Source organism: Streptomyces sp. NPDC005931, from assembly GCF_042871235.1.
GTDB lineage: Bacteria > Actinomycetota > Actinomycetes > Streptomycetales > Streptomycetaceae > Streptomyces.
In genome coordinates this window covers 1-14,588 of sequence record NZ_JBIAIG010000035.1, presented here as the reverse complement: position 1 = coordinate 14,588, position 14,588 = coordinate 1, and the positions used below count along the sequence as shown (strand labels likewise).

Annotated in this window: 13 protein-coding genes and 1 pseudogene; 10 read left to right on the top strand and 4 right to left on the bottom strand. The window is 68.9% G+C overall.

The window, feature by feature from the left end; all coding sequences use genetic code 11:
- Nucleotides 1-856: 856 nt before the first annotated feature.
- Nucleotides 857-1,138: pseudogene (locus ACFYOV_RS33580) on the top strand (transposase); the annotation flags it as partial.
- 63 nt (nucleotides 1,139-1,201) lie between these two features.
- On the opposite strand, the gene ACFYOV_RS33575 reads toward ACFYOV_RS33580, so the two are convergent.
- The 3 genes from ACFYOV_RS33575 to ACFYOV_RS33565 form a co-directional block, all read right to left on the bottom strand.
- Nucleotides 1,202-1,438, bottom strand: a complete 237-nt coding sequence (locus ACFYOV_RS33575) for a hypothetical protein (protein ID WP_389094390.1) — start codon at nucleotides 1,436-1,438, stop codon at nucleotides 1,202-1,204.
- A gap of 209 nt (nucleotides 1,439-1,647) precedes the next feature.
- Entirely contained in the window at nucleotides 1,648-4,104 is a 2,457-nt protein-coding gene (locus tag ACFYOV_RS33570; protein ID WP_389094395.1) for an FtsX-like permease family protein, read from the bottom strand.
- Nucleotides 4,098-4,835, bottom strand: coding sequence for an ABC transporter ATP-binding protein (locus ACFYOV_RS33565; RefSeq protein ID WP_389094388.1), 738 nt, complete (start codon nucleotides 4,833-4,835; stop codon nucleotides 4,098-4,100). The genes ACFYOV_RS33570 and ACFYOV_RS33565 overlap by 7 nt, the downstream gene beginning before the upstream one ends.
- Nucleotides 4,836-5,024: 189 nt before the next feature.
- Here ACFYOV_RS33565 and ACFYOV_RS33560 point away from each other — a divergent pair, with 189 nt between their 5' ends.
- Both ACFYOV_RS33560 and ACFYOV_RS33555 read left to right on the top strand, forming a co-directional pair.
- Nucleotides 5,025-6,296, top strand: a complete 1,272-nt coding sequence (locus ACFYOV_RS33560) for a sensor histidine kinase (RefSeq protein ID WP_389094393.1) — start codon at nucleotides 5,025-5,027, stop codon at nucleotides 6,294-6,296.
- On the top strand, nucleotides 6,296-6,928 hold the full coding sequence (locus ACFYOV_RS33555) for a response regulator (protein ID WP_389094387.1): 633 nt from the start codon (nucleotides 6,296-6,298) through the stop codon (nucleotides 6,926-6,928). The genes ACFYOV_RS33560 and ACFYOV_RS33555 overlap by 1 nt, the downstream gene beginning before the upstream one ends.
- Before the next feature lie 259 nt (nucleotides 6,929-7,187).
- Here the strand turns inward: ACFYOV_RS33555 and ACFYOV_RS33550 are convergent, their stop codons facing one another.
- Entirely contained in the window at nucleotides 7,188-8,288 is a 1,101-nt protein-coding gene (locus ACFYOV_RS33550; RefSeq protein WP_389094385.1) for an ATP-binding protein, read from the bottom strand.
- Nucleotides 8,289-9,005: 717 nt separating this feature from the next.
- On the opposite strand from ACFYOV_RS33550, the gene ACFYOV_RS33545 reads away from it, so the two are divergent.
- The 7 genes from ACFYOV_RS33545 to ACFYOV_RS33515 all read left to right on the top strand — a co-directional run bounded on the left by ACFYOV_RS33545 (nucleotide 9,006) and on the right by ACFYOV_RS33515 (nucleotide 14,327).
- Nucleotides 9,006-9,956 carry a hypothetical protein gene (locus ACFYOV_RS33545; RefSeq protein WP_389094384.1) on the top strand — a complete coding sequence of 317 codons (951 nt, stop codon included), beginning with the start codon at nucleotides 9,006-9,008 and terminating at the stop codon, nucleotides 9,954-9,956.
- Between the two features lie 80 nt (nucleotides 9,957-10,036).
- The gene (locus tag ACFYOV_RS33540; protein WP_389094382.1) at nucleotides 10,037-10,945 is read left to right on the top strand and encodes a hypothetical protein; all 909 of its coding nucleotides are present in this window, start codon (nucleotides 10,037-10,039) and stop codon (nucleotides 10,943-10,945) included.
- A 59-nt stretch (nucleotides 10,946-11,004) separates the two neighbouring features.
- Entirely contained in the window at nucleotides 11,005-11,982 is a 978-nt protein-coding gene (locus ACFYOV_RS33535; protein ID WP_389094381.1) for an ImmA/IrrE family metallo-endopeptidase, read from the top strand.
- A gap of 145 nt (nucleotides 11,983-12,127) precedes the next feature.
- On the top strand, nucleotides 12,128-12,412 hold the full coding sequence (locus ACFYOV_RS33530; RefSeq protein WP_279338218.1) for a DUF3892 domain-containing protein: 285 nt from the start codon (nucleotides 12,128-12,130) through the stop codon (nucleotides 12,410-12,412).
- Between the two features lie 112 nt (nucleotides 12,413-12,524).
- Complete coding sequence (locus tag ACFYOV_RS33525; RefSeq protein ID WP_389094379.1) at nucleotides 12,525-12,785, top strand: multiubiquitin domain-containing protein; 261 nt, start codon at nucleotides 12,525-12,527, stop codon at nucleotides 12,783-12,785.
- The gene (locus ACFYOV_RS33520) at nucleotides 12,760-13,929 is read left to right on the top strand and encodes a ThiF family adenylyltransferase (protein WP_389094378.1); all 1,170 of its coding nucleotides are present in this window, start codon (nucleotides 12,760-12,762) and stop codon (nucleotides 13,927-13,929) included. Before ACFYOV_RS33525 ends, ACFYOV_RS33520 begins: the two co-directional genes overlap by 26 nt.
- Before the next feature lie 50 nt (nucleotides 13,930-13,979).
- Complete coding sequence (locus ACFYOV_RS33515) at nucleotides 13,980-14,327, top strand: DUF6527 family protein (protein WP_389094391.1); 348 nt, start codon at nucleotides 13,980-13,982, stop codon at nucleotides 14,325-14,327.
- Nucleotides 14,328-14,588 lie beyond the last annotated feature (261 nt).

Here is a 14,588-nt window from a genome sequence, read left to right as displayed (position 1 = left end):
TCCGCAGCGCTCGTCATGGCGCCTTTCCCTCCCCTGCGGCCTCTCCCCGAAGCCGCCTGTTCATGACAGAAGGGGAGAGCTGATCACGCGGGGCGGGGCGGGAGCAACCCTTAGGGGGCGTGGCAAAGCAGCTTGCCTGTCTGGTGAACGCGGGCTCCCGGTACGCAGACGCGGTCGGCTACCCCGATGCGCCGCGCGCTCAGTGACCAAGGAGCTCTGTGGGCGGGCGGGTCGGTCCGATAGAGTCGGAGCCGCGGCGGTGCACGACCGCCAGATTCCGTGAGGGAAGCCGGCCCACAAGGAGAGCGGCGGGCAGCTGGGAATCAACTCAGGCGTCTACGAGCGACACCGCATCTCTCTGTGGCTGACTACCGTAGGGCTGGCGGGAATACTCCTCGTCGGAGTGACGCTCAACCATGAGGTCACCATGTTGATCGGCTCCCTCGGCGGTTTTCTTTCACCAGCCACCACCGTTCTTCGATCCCCTACAGGCGCGGTACAGCTTGGCGGTGTTCTGGTCCTCTCTCCCATAGGTGGTGCTCTTGCCGCCGTGGGCGGTCTCCTCCTGATCCGCATGCTCGCCGATCCAGGTCTCAACCTCCTCGGCGATGTCTTCCTGAAGAATTCATGGAGCAGCCCTCTCAGCCCATTCGCTCTCGCCCTTTCTCTTCTGTTCGGGTTCTCCGGGACGCTCTTTTCCCGAGTCGCTCTCGCGGCTACCGGGAGCATCAGTCCACAGGCCAGTCCTCCCCCGGGCGTCATGGCCCCATCGGCCCAGGGACCTGCCGTGTAGTAGCCATGGCGAACGGGATGAGGCGAGCACCACAACGCAGGACACGAATCCCACAGCCACCATTCCAAACCTCAGCGCCTGCACGCCGACAAAGCGTACGACGTGCCTGACCTGCGGCGATGGCTGCACAGCCAGCGGATCGGCGCCCGCATCGCCCGCAAGGGAATCGACTCAAGCGAACGACTGGGCCGCCGCCGGTGGGTCATCGAGCGCACGATCTCCTGGCTGACCGGCTACCGCCGCCTGTCACCCCGCTACGAGCGACATCACCGCAACTACCTGGCCTTCCTCGGCCTCGCAGCGGCCCTCTGCTGCTACAAACGCCTCCGCCAACTGACCATGTAGGACACGGTGTAAGAGGCGGGAGTCGCCCGGACCGGGTTCCACCCCAGAAAGAACGCAGACGGGTCAGTCCGCCCCGGCCCCTACCAGCACCTCGCCCGAGAGTTCCAGCGCCGCCTGGCCGCTCTGCAGCAGGCCGGAACCCTCGCTGACCCGCGCGCCGCTCAGGCCGAACGACTCAAGCACGAGGTCGAGGAACTGAGGGCGCGTCTCGCCCGCCAGGAGTCCGTGATCAACCAACTCACCGAGTTCAAACAGTGAGCGATCAGGCAACTTGCAGCGCAGTACGCGGAGATGGAGCACCTGCGGTCCACCTCCGATAGTTCCACGGCCACTATCTGCTCCCTGCCAACCCAGCATTGACGACGCTCGTTGAACGGACACCCGCCACTCGAAGTAGGGCCGATCATGCTCACCGCTCCCCACACGCCTCAGCAGCGACGCTTGCTGGTGGGGGCGGAGGCCCGGTTGCTGGGGCACGCGGCATCCGGCAGGCCAGCGCCGGTCAGAGGTCACTCGCGTACGCCCGCCAGCTCCACCGCCCTGCGGCGCAGGGAGAGGCCGGCCGGGGCGACCGCCGAGATCACGGCGAGCACCGCGCAGGCACCCAGGGCCGCCGCGAGCGTCGCCCACGGGATCTCGATGGACGTCCACACCGAGAGCAGGCCCAGCGCGCTCCACATGCCCACCAGGTTGAGGCCGGTGATCAGCGCTCCCAGCAGTCCGCCGACCATGACCACCATCAGCGCCTCGGCGCCCACCAGCCGCAGCACCTGCCATCTGGTGGCGCCGGCCAGCCGCAGCACAGCCAGCTCGCGGACCCGGTCGGAGGTCGCCATGACCATCGTGTTGGCCAGCGAGATGCCGGTGTAGAGGAGAGCTGTCCCGAGGACCAGGAAGAAGCCCATCCGGGTCGTCCGGTTGGTCTCGGGGTACGTCGCCCGCACCCAGGCGTCCCTGGTGAGGACCTCCCCGCCCGACGCGCGCACCGCCTGACGCAGACCGGCGGCCACGGCGCCCGTGTCGGCACCGTCCGCGAGGCGTACGTCGACCCGGTCGACGGGTGCCGCGGGGGCGTTGCGCAGGGTGACGTAGACGCCGTTGTTGCAGGTGCCGATGGTCATGACCGCGGCGATCTTCAGGGACTTCCTCGTGCTGTCACCGAGCCACACGTCCACCCGCTCGCCCACGGTGTGCTTCTCCCACTCCTCGTTGACGATGATCGAGTCGTCGTCCAGTTCGCTCGCCTTCCCCGCGGCGAGCGGGAGACGGGCCGTTGCCGTGAGCCCTTCCGGTTCGACGGCCCTGGCGTCGGACCTGATGAGCGCCACACCGTCCTCCAGGACGTACACGGCGCTCGACGAGCTGGCCGAGACCTCGGCCCCGGACACGGCCCGAAGCCGCTGCAGCGTCGCCTCGTCGAAGCCGGTGTCGCCCGCCTCGGTGACCACGAAGTCGGCGGCCGTCTGCTCGCGCACCTCGGTGGCCTTCGCCTCGTTGAGGGTGGCGGTGGCGCCGAGCAGCGAGCCCGCCAGCGCCACCGTGACCAGCACGGGCGCCGCGACGGCGGCGGTGCGGCGCACCCCGGCGGCGGCGTTCTCCCGCACCAGCATCCCGCCGGCGCCCGGCAGTTGGGCCGGCAGCCAGGCGATGAGCCGGGCCAGTGGCCGCACCAGCACCGGCGCGAGCAGCGCAACCGCGGTGATCAGCAGCATCGGCCGGCTCACATAGGTCTTGCGCTGCAGCAGGTCGCCCGGGTTCGTCACCAGGGCCAGGGCCAGCGTCACCGCGGCGGTGATCAGCAGGGCCGCGCCGAACAGCCGGCGGCCCCATGTCATCGGCCGAGTGTCGACGGACGCCTTGCGCAGTGCCTCGGTGGGACCGGTGCGCCCGGCCCGCCAGGACGCGGCCAGCACCCCGCACAGGGCCACGAACAGACCCGTCCAGAACGCCATGTGGTAGGGCCAGGTGTAGTCGCCGATAATGAACCAGCGGGGCGCAAGGCTCTCGTCGACCGCCCACTCGGCGAGCTTCGGAGCACCGTAGGAACCGAGCACACAGCCGGCGGCCGAGGCGAGCACACCGACCGCGAGCGCCTCGGAGACGACCATGCGGCGGATCTGGCCCGGGGTCGCCCCGGCGGTGCGCAGCAGCCCGAACTCGCGGCGCCGCTGGGCCACCGCGAACGCGAAGGTCGAGGCCACCACGAACACCGACACGAATCCGGTGACGCCGCCGGCCTTGCCGAACATGGCGTTCATCGCGGTGAGCGCCTCGCTGTCCCGGTCGGGGTCGGCGTCGGCGTACCGGCGCGCGTTGCCGGTGAGGACCTGGACGCCTTCGCTGCCGCGTACCGCCTCGCGCACGGCCGCCGCATCGGCGTCGACCACGAGCTGGAGGCTGCGCGGCGACACTTCGGCGGCGCGGGTGTCGGTGTAGAACACGGCGTTCTCGAAGCCGAGCCCGGCCACGGTGCCGACGACGCGCACCGTGCTGCCGTCGGTCCGCACCCGGGTGCCCGGACGGGCCCAGTCACCGCTGACGACGACCTCGTCCGCGGCGTGGGGCGCGCGTCCCGCGTCGAGGTGGTACGGCGCGAAGGCCGCCGTGGACCAGGGGTGGCCCACCAGATCGGCGGGGCCGCCCTCGGCCCGCACGGCGAACGACCGGTCCTCGACGACGGTCCCGAGGTTCCGCAGCTTCGCGATCGCGTCGGCGGGCACGGCACGCGGCTGCGCGAGCTTCTGGGTGCGGTCGCCGATGGAGGTGGGTACCTCAAAGGTGTCCTGGCCCTTGACGACGACCGGCGCGGCGGCGAACCGCTCCGGCCCCCGGTCGGGAGCGTCCAGTGAGGACGCCAGGGCCAGCCCCATCACGGCGATCAGCGCGACGCCCAGGGACAGGGCGACGAAACTGCCGACGAAGGTGACCCAGCGGGTGCGCAGGGTGCGCAGCGTGGTGCTCAGCACGGCGCCGCCTCGAGCTTCGTCATGCACGCCGCGATGTCCTCGGCGGAGGCGCCGATCAACTCACCGTTGACCCGGCCGTCGACGAGGAAGACGACGCGGTCGGCGGAGGAGGCCGCGACGGGGTCGTGGCTGACCATGATGATCGTCTGACCGTCCCGGTCGACCATGCCGCGCAGCAGGGTCAGCACCTCGCGGCTGGTCTGCGAGTCGAGCGCGCCGGTCGGCTCGTCGCCGAACAGCACTTCGGGGCGGGTGATCAGGGCGCGGGCCAGGGCAACCCGCTGCTGCTGCCCGCCGGACATCTCCGTCGGGCGGTGCCGCGCCCGGTCGCCGAGTCCGACCTGTTCGAGCACCTCGCGCACCTGGGTCTTCTTCGGGCGGCGGCCGGCCAGCCGCAGCGGCAGGGCCACGTTCTGCTCGGCGGTCAGCGAGGGCAGTAGGTTGAAGGCCTGGAACACAAAGCCGATGCGCTCGCGGCGCAGCAGGGTCAGCTTGGTCTCGCTCAGGCCGGTCAGCTCGGTGTCGCCCACGGTGACCGAGCCCGTTGTGGGCCGGTCCAGGCCCGCGGCGCACTGCAGCAGGGTCGACTTGCCGGATCCGGACGGGCCCATCACGGCGGTGAAGGTCCCCCTCGCGAAGGCGAGCGATACTTCGTCGAGGGCGGTGACGGACGTACCGCCCGAGCCGTACCGCCGGGTCACGGAGCGCAACCGGATAGCGTCGTTGCTCATTTCCGTACTTGCTCCTTGGCTCGTTGGATCCTCCACGAAACCGCGGAAGCCCCGCGTGACGCAGTACGGCGCGAACGAGACTTGGGGTAGTGCCAGGCCTACCCCTGATACACACCCTGGACCGATGGCACCGAGCCGGTGGGGCCGCTTACGGTCATGCACGTGCACTCTCGGAACGTGTGGCAGGCCATGTCCCGGCCGGGCTTCCTGCTGTCGGCCTGGCCCTGGCGCGTCACCGTATATCTGCTCACCGGCGCGATGACCGGCGCCACCGCCCTGGTGGGGATCGTGACGGTGGCAGCGGTCTGCGGTGCGCTCGCTATCGTCTTGGTGGGGCTGCCGCTGCTCGTCGTGGTCGCCCTCAGCGGGATCCCAGTGGCCGGGGTGGAGCGGCGCAGGCTGCGCCTGATCGACCGCAACCCGGTCTCCAGTCGGCACCAGGTGCCGGTCGCGCCGGGACTGTGGGCCTGGCTGACCACCCGGCTACGTGAACAGGCGACCTGGCGGGAGCTCGGGTACGCGTTGCTGTTCGCCGGGCTGCTGTGGCCGGTCGATGCCCTGGCGATCACGGTCGCCCTGCTCTTCCCGCTGTCCATGGTCTCGACCCCGCTGCTGATGGCCACGGTCGGCGACGGCCACGAAGCGACGGTGCTTAAGCAGTGGACGGTCACCACCTGGCCGACCGCCTTCGGCGTCGCCGTGCTGGGCCTGCTCCTGATGGTCCCGTGCGCTTACGTGCTCGGCGTCACAGCGGGCGCCCGCGCCGAGCTGGCCCGGCTGCTGATCGCCTCCCGCGAGGGCGAGCTCGGCGCCAAGGTGGTCGAACTGGCCCGCTCCCGCGTCCGGTTGGTCGAGGCCTTCGAGGCCGAGCGGCGCCGTATCGAGCGCGATCTGCACGACGGCGCCCAACAGCGCCTCGTAGCCCTGACGATGGCCCTCGGGCTGGCCCGCCTCGACGCCCCTCCCGGCCCGCTCGCCGACCAGCTCACCAAGGCCCACGAGGAGGCAGGTAAGGCGCTCGCGGAACTGCGCGAACTCATCCACGGCATCCACCCCAAGGTCCTCACGGACTACGGCCTTCAAGCCGCGGTCGCCGACGCCGCGGACCGCTGTGTGGTCCCCGTCGACGTCGACCTCGAACTGCCGGGCCGGCCAACCCAGGCGATCGAATCCGCTGCGTATTTCGTGGTCTGCGAGGCGCTGGCCAACGTCGCCAAACACAGCGGGGCCGATCGCGCGCAGGTGAGCGGCGGCCACCGCGACGGACGCCTGTTTCTCGAGGTGCGCGACGACGGCTGCGGCGGCGCGGACGCCTCGGCAGGCAGCGGCCTCACCGGTCTCGCGGACCGGGTATCGGTCCTGGATGGCAGACTTGCCCTGACCAGTCCGCCGGGTGGACCGACTCTGTTGCGTGTGGAGTTTCCTTGCGAGTTGACCAAGGCGGCCGATCACTCCGCGTAGTGCTGGCCGAAGACAGTGTGCTGCTGAGGGAAGGGCTCATCGGCCTGCTCAGCCGCTGCGGCCACGAGGTGGTGTCGGCCGTCGGGGACGCGCAGGCACTCGTCGCCGCGGTCGAGGCGCATGCCCCCGACATTGTGGTGACGGACGTGCGCATGCCGCCCGGTTTCCAGGACGAGGGCCTGCACGCGGCAGTGCGGCTGCGCGCGAAGCGCCCCACACTGCCGGTCCTGGTCCTCAGCCAGTACGTGCAACGGACATACGCCGCAGAACTCCTGGACTCCGGCGACGGATCGGGTGTCGGCTATCTGCTCAAGGACCGGGTGGGCCAGGTTGAGGAATTCGTGGAAGCGCTGCACAAGGTGGCGGACGGCGGGGCGGTGGTCGACCCCGAGGTCGTGCGCCAATTGCTGCGCCGCCGCCGCGATCCGCTGGAGCAGCTCACCCCGCGCGAACGCGAGGTGCTGGCACTGATCGCCGAAGGCAAGTCCAACGGCGCAATCGCCAAGGAGCTGGTGGTTTCCGAAGCGGCGATTGGCAAGCACATCGGCAACATCCTCACCAAACTGGACCTGCCTCCGACGGAGAAGACCCACCGCAGGGTCCTGGCCGTGCTCACTTACCTGCGGGCCTGACGCCGACTGGGCGCACCGTACGACGTTCTAACGCTCGGAGGGGGCTTGTTGGTGTGTCACGGTCTTGCTGGCCTGGTGTGTTGGGGGTTCGTTGAGAGTGGCCGGGTGCGCGGTTCCAGCGGGTAGTTCGGGGTGTGAGCTGGGGTTGTGTCGTGTGAGCTGAGTGGGTCGGGGTTCGTTGTGGGTTTCGCTAGCGCGTGAGGGATCGGTTGGTGTTTGTGCTCGTCAGGGCTGTTTTGCTGGTCGGGTGGGGGTGGGGTTAGCGGTTGTGGGTGGGGCGGTTGTGTTGTTCGGCGAGGTGGTCGAGTTGTACGGCGTCGAGGGTGGTTTTGGTGATGCGTTCGGTGCCGTCGTGGATGGCGGTGATGGCTGCTTGGCGGATGAGCCTTGTGAGGGATCCGATGGCGCCGGCGGTGCGTTGGTGGATGTAGGCGGCGTGGCGGGGGAGGGTGCCGGGTTTGTGGTGGGTGAGGTCGAGGGCGTTTTCGATGTCGGTGATGAGGTCACAGAAGGGGTGGCGGGTGCCGTGGCGGGCGGGGAGGGGGCCGCAAGTGATGATGGTGGCGCGGCCGGCGAGTTGGGCGCCGCGGGTGCCGGTGAACAGGGGGGTGTCGGTGACGTTGATGCCGGCGTAGACGAAGGTGGCGGGCAGGCGTTCGGTGAGGTCTTTGAGCAGGTCGGCGGTTTGTGCGCCGGTGGTGGTGCGGGGGTTGAGGCGGTGGATTTCGTCGATGAGGACGAGTTGGACGCCGGCTTGGGTGTAGGTGTGGCAGACGGCGTCGGTGATCTGGGTCTGGGTCATGCGGGTGGTGACGGGGATGCCGAGGTAGCGGGCGAATTCGGTGATGAGTGTTTTCGCGGTGGCGCCGGGCGGGACGAGGACGTATGCGACTGCGGCGTGCGCTGATCCGGGCGGTGCGGGGTTCTTGCGGATGCGGGCGAGGTGGCAGGCGCGGCCGACGTTGAGCAGGGCGGTGGGTTTCCCGGCTGCGGCGGGTCCGGTGACAGGGTGCGGACCTGGTGGCGAACACACCAGCTCGGCCATGGCCGGGTCCAGCAGCGCGTCGGCCACCGCCACCACCTCCGGGAAGACGACCGCGTCCCGCCCCACGATCCGCCACCGCTCCAGATCACCGCCTGCATCCCCGCACGCGACCAGGTGCAGGCGCCGCGGCCAGATCGTCTCCCGCTCCCAGCCGTAAGCCTGCTCCCACCACCGGGTCACCACCGCCCGCGCCAGCGCGAACACCCGCTCCGGCTCCGCACCGGCCCGCACCGCCCGCCGCGCCACCGACGCCCACCGCCGCTGCGCCGACACCAGTTCATCGCCCTGGTTACGGGGTCCACGCCCAGCCGGCATCGGTACACCCCGCAGGGACGTCCGGTACGCACTTCGTACGCAAAAAGAACGCTCTACGAACGAGACCCGGACCGATCCGGCTCATCGGCAGGTTCAGCGCATGTCGATGGCGGAGAGCTGCTGTCCACGAGCGATATTTCTGATCAGTGAGGGGTGGGTTGGCCTGGGCTGATCAGTTTGGCGCTGCTGGTAATGAGGGGCTTGAGGCCGGGCTCGTTGGTGGAGGAGTGGTGGCTTGGGCTGTGTCCTGAGCTGTCGCTTTGTCAAGTGGAGTGAGTGTTGGTCAGAAGTGGTCAGTTTCCTTGCATGCTGTTCAGGTTCGCTGACTGTTGGTATGTGCTGGTTGTGGTGTTGGCGGGGCGGTGAGCCAGTGCAGGGCAGTGTCGATGTCGCGGGCGGTCCAGTTGCGGATGGGCCCTGGGGTGTCGGCCAAGAGCTGGTCGATCGCTTCTGTGCAGCGAAGGCGGAGGCGAGGGCGTCACTGGTGTGGAAGCCCGGTAGCCCCAGAGGCTGAGGGGTTCGCCCGTGAGCGTTCGGCGAGGCCACACCGACTGGCGAGCACGGCCTTCTCGACGACGCTACGGACCCTCTGGTCACCGCCGTGCCTGCCTCATTCCTTGGGCGCGTCGCGCGCCTGGGGCGTGGATGTTGGTGTATGCAGACTCGAAGCCTCGCGGCTGCTGGCGCCGAGCGGGGAGCAGGGGATCGGGGTGGCTCGTGGCAAGCGGTGCTTTCGAGGAGCTGCAGACCGGCGAGTTCGGGCCGGCCACGTTTGATCTGTTGCGGCGGCTGGTCCACCAGGTGCGCCGTGCCTCCGGTTTTCCGCCCCCGGAAGGGCACACTGCCTGGAGCGATGACGCGGCCTACGACGTGATCAGTGCGATGTTGTCCCAGGAGGGAGCGGGACAACGGTTCGTGACCGTCTGCTTCGCTCAGGCTGCCGACGAGGCATCCCTGGAGCGACTGTTCCTCACGTCGATCAAGAACTTTCTTATCGATGAGGCGAAGAAGACGCCGCGGGGCAAGCTCCGGCGCCGCATCGCCCGCTTGATGGACGAGGACACGGTCTACCGGAAGAGCAGCGGTTCACCGCCGCGCTGGGCACTGGCCGACCATGCCGAAGGAGCTGTGTGGCAGGGAGACCTTGACGATCTCATCGCACAGGCGGCACGGATAACAGGTGTCGGTATCACCCGCTGGAATCATTCCGGCCCCACCCCCAAGCAGACGGTCTATGCCCTCAAGACCATCCTCTCGTGCGTGCTCCAGTACGCCCAGGGAGCGGTGCGGGAGGAAGACCTCGCCAAGGTCCTCGAGGCCCGGTTCGAGCTCCTGGCGTCGGCCCGCTTCACCGCGCTATACGCCGATGAAGGGACCGTCGCCGAACTCGTCGACCAGCACGCGGCTACCACCGCATCGGACCCCACGGGGGTCGACGGAGTGGCCGAGGACATCTGGCAGCGCCTCTCACCCAACGAGCGCCTGCTGCTTCCCTACCTCGACGAGGACGCACATCACGCGGCGCAGTTGCTGGAGATCCGGCAAACCCATGCCGCTGCCGTCCTGGCAAACCTCAAGACAACGATCCGTACCGCTCTATCAGCGGACAGTGACCCCCACGCGGTCATGACCGCCCTGCTGCGGCGCTGCGGCGACGCTCCTTCGTGAACAGCCCCAGTTACGTCGTCTGGATCCACTGAGAAGAGAATGCGCTGATGGACCACAGCCGAGGAGACGGGGGAGACGGTATGAGCTCTGTCCACACCACTGCCTACCAACGACTGGTGGCCGCCGCGGCGGGACTGAAGGTGCCCGACGCCGTCCGCCAGGTGGCCACCGCACCACCCCAGGACCCGCAACCGGGCCAGATCTGGCGCGCAGTATGGGAGGAGACCATCCAGCTGCTGCTGATCACGGCGGATGGCGACAATGACACCCTGCGCGCCGTGCCGGCCTCCTTCGAACAGTACGCCGACACCGACACCCTGCTCCTGCCTGCCCAGGCGACCACCTTGGAACAGCCACTGGCCCTGTGGTGGGGCTTGGAAGCCACCCTTCCGTGGTGTGTGCTGGACCGGCAGGTCAGCGAGCTGACCAGCCGCCCTTTCTCCCTTGAATCCCGTACGCTCGCCGCCGCAGTGCCCGGCACACGGTGGGGGAGCGGCACAGCACCGTCCGCGCCGACTATCGAGTACCGCGCCGTCCTGGCCGACCAGCTCGTGCTCCTTGCCTCGGCACAGTGGGCCCCTCAAGGATCGGGAGGCCTCAACCAGCTGTTTCGTGACCACGGCATCACCGCTCCGCAACTCGGGGCCGAACTCAAACTGCCACCGCCTCAGGCTCTCGCCGTCTGGAGGGGGCAACTGGCCCTGACCGCCGACCAGGCCGAAACGCTCGCCGATAGCCTCGGGCAGCCGGCCAGCCGGCTGCTCGAGGCCAACCCCGCCTTGCCGTCCGCCGTCGTGCACGAACTGAACCGCCCCTTGCGCCGCAAGCAGGTGAAGGCTCTTGCCACTCAGCACGACGAGACCGAACGCGATGCCCGGCTGCGGGCCGCCTACGGTATCTACACGCTCGCGGCACGCGACGACGACCGCACGCAGCCGAACTGGACGGCACGCACGAACCGCTACTTCGAACTGCGTCTGGGCGAATAGGGGCACACCGCGTGGTCAACTACGTGCTCGCTGGTGCTGCCCGGACCCAGGCCGCTGCGATGATCCAGGAAGTCGAAGTGGCTCGTCCCGGCGCGGTCGAGCGCCTAGCACAAGGCGCCCTCGCGGAGTTGAGAACCTGGCCCGAGCTGACCGTCCTGGAGGTCGACGAGGATCTGACGGAACGAGGGTGCAGCGTCGCCGGAGCGTATGACTTCGGCCCGCCACCCCACCTGTCCGTCGCCACGTCCGCCAGCCGTGCACGGCGGGACTTCACCGCCCTGCACGAATTGGGCCACCACCTGCAGAAGAACAGCTTCGCCCTCATGGAGCCCTTTGGCAGGGAACCCGACGGTGGCCTCCTCCTGGAAGATGCAGCCTGCGACGCGTTCGCAGCCGAGATCCTGCTCCCCGCGCCCCTCGTCAACCAGCACCTGGACACCAAGGGCCCCACCGCGTCGACGGTCACCCAGCTGTGGCAGGCGAGCAACGCCTCCCGCATGGCGGTCTGCGTTCGAGCCGCCCAGCATCTCCCTGCCCCCGGCCACATCCTCCTCGTCGACACCACAGGACACCTCGCCTTTGCCGCATCCCAGGGCCTTCCGCCCCTGCGACGCGGCAGTTTCCAAGGCGACATAGCCGTCATCGACCGCGCACTCACCGGCTCTGGCCACGCACGAGGGCTGACCCAGATCCGCTACCGCGACGGCATCCTCGGACGGGAACTGCACGCCGACACCGCGCCCATGGACGGCTACCTCGTCGCCGTCCTGGTCACCGACTCCGCCCCCTGGCGCACCTTCACCGCACCCACCCCCGACACCGGCCCCCAGTCACGCGACTACATCTGCGCGAACTGCGGCGAGGAGTACCGCTCCTTCGACCCCGCCTGCCGGCGCTGCCACATCCCCCCGTGCCCCGACTGTGGCCGCTGCACCTGCCCGCCCCGCGTCCCCGAACGCCTCTGCCCCGGCTGCTTCACCCTGCACCCGCCCTCGATGTTCCCCTCGGACAGCGACCGCTGCCTCAACTGCGACTGACGCCTCGCACCCCCATCCGCACCAGCATCACCCCTACCCGCGAGTTATGTCGTCCGTCCCAGGCGAAGCACCCCACCCACGGTGCTCACGGAACCCGGGCGCCGGCCGCGGGCGCCGTTGGAACATCGCCGGCAGGAACAGAACGATGGCTATCCAGATCACCGCGGTGCGCCTGTCGACCGGCGGCACCACGCACGAACACATCACCCACCTGTGGTGGACCGAGCAGGCGTCCGGCAAGACCGGCGACAACACGCGGGCGCAGATCGTCGACTGGATCGAGAACCAGGCCGGCAAGGCCTACACCAGCGACCGAGCCGGGCACCGGACGGAAGTCGCCGTGGTGACGCCCGCCCGAGGGGAGAAGTACCTGCGGACCCGCGCCGACGGCGTGTGGACCAACAACCTCCTCGCCCTTCCCCGGCGCTGACCCGCCACACCAACACGGCTGTCCGGCGCGCCGCCCCTGCGGTGGCCGCCGGACGCCGCCCCGCCCGGGGCACTTCCGGGCGGACACACGACCCCCTCACCTAGGAGGACCCATGTCCCAGGACAGCCACGGGCCCGCGCCCGTCACGATCATCATCAACGCCCGACCGCACACCTGGGAGGCGAAGGAGATCACCTTCGAGCAGGTCGTCGACCTGGCTTACCCCGGCCAGCCCCCGAATGACCAGGACACCTACACCGTCCGTTACAGCCGCGGCCACGACGGCCACGGAACGGGCAGCCTCACCGCCGGCCACAGCGTCAGAGTGAAGAAGGGAATGGTCTTCGATGCCTATCGCACTTCTCGCTCGTGACCCGGACCTGGCCCGCCTCCTCGATGACGGCTACGACGTCGTCGTCCACGCAGGCCACATCATCGTCCGGCACATCCCGTACGTCACCGAGAACCGCACCGTCGAACACGGCTTCCTCGCCTACCCCATGACCGTCAGCGGGGACCGCCTGGTCTCCGGAACCGACCACCGCATCTGGTTCGGCGGCTCCACCCCCTGCGACGAGCACGGCCGCCCCCTGGCCCCCGCCAACCCGGAGACCCGGGTGATCGCCGAGGGCATGCAGGCGAACTTCATGCTCTCCAGCAAACCCGGCCCCGACGGCTACCCCGACGAATACACAAAGATCACCGCGTACGCGAGGATCATCGCCGACCAGGCACACGCACTCGACTCCACCGCCACCCCCACCCCCGGCGCCGCATGGCAGGAGATCGAAAACGACAGCCCCTTCGTCTACCGCGACACCGCCACCTCCCGCGCCGGCATCGCGGCCGTCAACCGCCGCTTCCGAGGACAGCACATCGTGATCGTCGGTCTCGGAGGCAGCGGAAGCTACATCCTCGACCAGGTCGCCAAGACCGAGGTCGACTCGATCCTCCTCATCGACGGCGACACCTTCGACAACCACAACGCCTTCCGCGCCCCCGGCGCCCCCACCCTCGACACCCTGCGTGACCGCCCACTCAAGGCCACCTACCTTGCCTCGATCTACGCCAACATGCACCGAGGCCTGTCCGCCTGCGCGCAGTACCTCGACGAGGACAACCTCCACCTTCTCGAAGGCGCGACGTTCGTGTTCCTCGCCTCCGACGACGCGGCGAGCAAACCGGTGATCATCGACTGGCTCGAAGCCCACGACGTACCGTTCATCGACGTCGGCATGGGCATCGAAGAGATCGACGGCCGCCTCAGCGGACTCCTGCGCGTCACCACCAGCCTCCCGGGCCGCCGAGACGCAGCCCGTCACCGCATCCCCCAGCCGGCGCCCGAACGCGACGCCTACGCACGCAACATCCAGACCGCGGATCTCAACGCGCTCAACGCCGTCCTGGCCGTGATCCGCTGGAAACGCTCCATCGGCATCTACGCCGACGCCACCGACGAGAACCACACCACATACTCACTGATCACCAACGAGATCGCCAACGAGGACCTGCCGTGACCGCACAAGACATCCTGCGCCCGGTCTTCACCGAGACCTTCCCCCCAACGATGGACGCAGGGGTGCTGTACGTCTCGATCCCCTATCGCACCTGCGGCCACCTGTGCTGCTGTGGATGCGGCCACGAAGTCACACCGCTCTCCCCGGCCCAGTGGTCCCTTACCTACGACGGCGAGAGCGTGTCCCTCACCCCCTCGATCGGTAACTGGTCACTTCCGTGCTGGTCGCACTACTGGATCCGTGACGGTCGCGTCCACTGGAGCCGCCGGTACTCGGCGGCGGAGATGGAGCAGAACCGTGACCGGGATCGTCGCCTGTTGGCCAGAAATACGAGGGATCTCCGGCCAAGGCGGTGGGTGTCCAGAGTCCGTCACCATCTGCGGATCTGGCGCCCGTAGGTTGGCGAGCGGGTGCCCAACGCCCTGACCTCAGCGATATCGCGTTGTGCCGTTGGCATGGCGTCGCGCGCACGAATGGGAGACGGACGGAGTGTCGGCGGGGTCGGCACAAGGGACTTGGATTCTCCGGGGTTCAAAGGGGATAGGTCTGCATCGTCATTGGAATTACTGACCTTCAAAGCGTGGTGTCGTAGGGGCTGACGCCTCATGATCCCTGCGGTATGCCGACCGTATGAGGTATGCGCAAGGGGGCGGGCTGAC

Excerpts from the sequence above, each read along its gene's own strand:
- ACFYOV_RS33565 (WP_389094388.1), bottom strand. The coding sequence starts at position 4,835 with ATGAGCAACGACGCTATCCGGTTGCGCTCCGTGACCCGGCGGTACGGC.
- ACFYOV_RS33560 (WP_389094393.1), top strand. The coding sequence starts at position 5,025 with ATGTCCCGGCCGGGCTTCCTGCTGTCGGCCTGGCCCTGGCGCGTCACC.
- ACFYOV_RS33550 (WP_389094385.1), bottom strand. The coding sequence starts at position 8,288 with ATGCCGGCTGGGCGTGGACCCCGTAACCAGGGCGATGAACTGGTGTCG.
- ACFYOV_RS33540 (WP_389094382.1), top strand. The coding sequence starts at position 10,037 with ATGAGCTCTGTCCACACCACTGCCTACCAACGACTGGTGGCCGCCGCG.
- ACFYOV_RS33535 (WP_389094381.1), top strand. The coding sequence starts at position 11,005 with ATGATCCAGGAAGTCGAAGTGGCTCGTCCCGGCGCGGTCGAGCGCCTA.
- ACFYOV_RS33530 (WP_279338218.1), top strand. The coding sequence starts at position 12,128 with ATGGCTATCCAGATCACCGCGGTGCGCCTGTCGACCGGCGGCACCACG.
- ACFYOV_RS33525 (WP_389094379.1), top strand. The coding sequence starts at position 12,525 with ATGTCCCAGGACAGCCACGGGCCCGCGCCCGTCACGATCATCATCAAC.
- ACFYOV_RS33520 (WP_389094378.1), top strand. The coding sequence starts at position 12,760 with ATGCCTATCGCACTTCTCGCTCGTGACCCGGACCTGGCCCGCCTCCTC.
- ACFYOV_RS33515 (WP_389094391.1), top strand. The coding sequence starts at position 13,980 with ATGGACGCAGGGGTGCTGTACGTCTCGATCCCCTATCGCACCTGCGGC.